The organism is Natrialba asiatica DSM 12278 (genome assembly GCF_000337555.1).
GTDB classification, from domain to species: Archaea; Halobacteriota; Halobacteria; order Halobacteriales; family Natrialbaceae; genus Natrialba; species Natrialba asiatica.
The window spans coordinates 1-1930 of the sequence record NZ_AOIO01000002.1; the positions used below are offsets into that span (position 1 = coordinate 1).

Below are 1930 nucleotides of genomic sequence, written 5' to 3' on the forward strand. Positions count from 1 at the left end.
AGAGATGTGTATAAGAGACAGGACTTGCGTCGCCCTCGACGCGCGGGAGCGCCTCGGCGGTGATCTCGGCATCGTGCTCCTCGATCTGGAACTGGAGATCACGCAGCACGTCGTCGAAAACAGCATCGAGTTCGATCGATTCCAGCGGGTCGCCCTGCGTTTCGACCCGCGAATAGTCGAGCAACCCCTTGATCATTCCGCGCATTCGGTCGGCCCCGTCCACCGCGAACTCGAGGTACTCTTCACCCTCCTCGTCGAGCGCGTCCTCGTACCGGCGCTCGAGGAGTTGCAGGTAGCTCGAGACCATCCGGAGCGGTTCCTGGAGGTCGTGGGAAGCAGCGTGGGCGAACTGCTCCAGACGTTCGTTCGACGCTTCGAGCCTCTCGATCACCTCCTCTAATCGTTGCTCGCGCTGCTTGCGCTCGGTCACGTCCTGGGCCGCTCCGCGGAACGAAACGAGTTCATCGTCACCGATCTCTGGATCCCCCTGCAGTCGGAGCCAGCGAACCTCACCGCTGTCCATCTGAATCCGTGCCTCAACGTCGAAGGAATAGCCGGAGTCGAGCGCTGTCTCGACGGCATCCGTGACGATCGGCTGATCCTCTTCGTGGTACATGTCGAGGGTTTCGTCGAGCGGCGGTTCCTCGTCGTCGGACACCTCCAAGAGTTCGAAGATGTGGTCGCTCCAGAACACCTCCTTCGTGTCCGGGTCGATTTCCCAGCCGCCGACGTCAGCGATGCACTCGGTCTTCTCGAGCAGATCGAGCGCCCGTTCGAGTTCGCGTTTGCGTTCGACCTGTTCGGTGACGTCGCGCGTCAGCGCCATCTGGGCGGTCGTCCCATCTGGGCGACGGAGAGGGGCCGCGTGCGTTTCCATGTGGTGGCGCGTGCCCTCCAGCCCGATGATGTCGAATTCCAAGGTGCCGCGTTCGCCCCGGCAAATCTGCTCGTTGAACTCGCGGAACCGCTCGCGGTCCTCGGGGGCGATCAGATCGTAGACGCAGCCGCCGACGACGTCCGCGTCCGAGTCGGCTTCCAGCATCTCCAGCCCGGCGGGGTTTATCTGGAGCAGGGTGCCGTCGGCCCCGACGGTCTTGATGCATTCAGGAGCGGTCTCGATGAGCGCACTCAGATGGTCCGTACGCTCGCGCAGTTCTTGCTCGCGCTGGCGGCGCTCAAGTTCGTACTGCACCCACTGTCCCATCAGGTGATGAAACGTACGTTCGGCTGCAGAGAATCCATCTTCTCGAGGCTCGTTCGAGACGAAGAAGAACGTTCGATCGACATCACTGTCGAATTCGAGGTGACTTCCGAGGTAAGCCTGCACGCCGAACTGTTCGTAGCACAGTTTGCCTTCGAACCCATTACTCGCAGGATCAGAGACAGCAGCGGTTTTGCCGTCGTCTGTGACAAGTTGGCAGTAGGTTTCGGAGAGCGGGTACTGCTTGCCCGGCACGAGGTGGTCGTGCTCGCCGCTGATCGTCTCTACCTCGAACAAGTCGGTCTCCGGATCGATTCGGGCGATCCCACCGTATTCAAGGTCGAATCGATCGCATCCCAACTCGATAACCGCCTGGATTTTTTCCTCGAACGGCCGGTCGGGATCGGCGGTGATTTCGTACAGTCTCCGCTGGGCTCGTTCCCGTTTCCTGCGCTCGCTCATGTCGCGGACCACCGCGAGTACGACTGGACGGCCGTTATGTTCCATCGGAGACGCAGAAATCTCCGCCGGAACCCGACCCCGCTCTTTGGTGTAGCACGTGAGTTCATCCATCCAACCAGTGCCGTCATCGAACACCCCCTCAACGAATTCTTGGAACTTATCGAGTTCGTCGGGGTGTATGTCTGAGGGACCAAGGGTTAGCAATTCGTCGTGCGTGTAGCCGAGCATCTCGGTTGCGGCCTGGTTCGCGTCGACGATTTCGTCTGC

Annotated in this window: 1 protein-coding gene; it reads right to left on the bottom strand. The window is 60.9% G+C overall.

Annotation, left to right across the window (positions count from 1 at the left end; translation table 11 throughout):
• Window positions 1-1930: PAS domain S-box protein (locus C481_RS21500; RefSeq protein WP_006106681.1), on the bottom strand; the 1930-nt coding region annotated here is incomplete at both ends.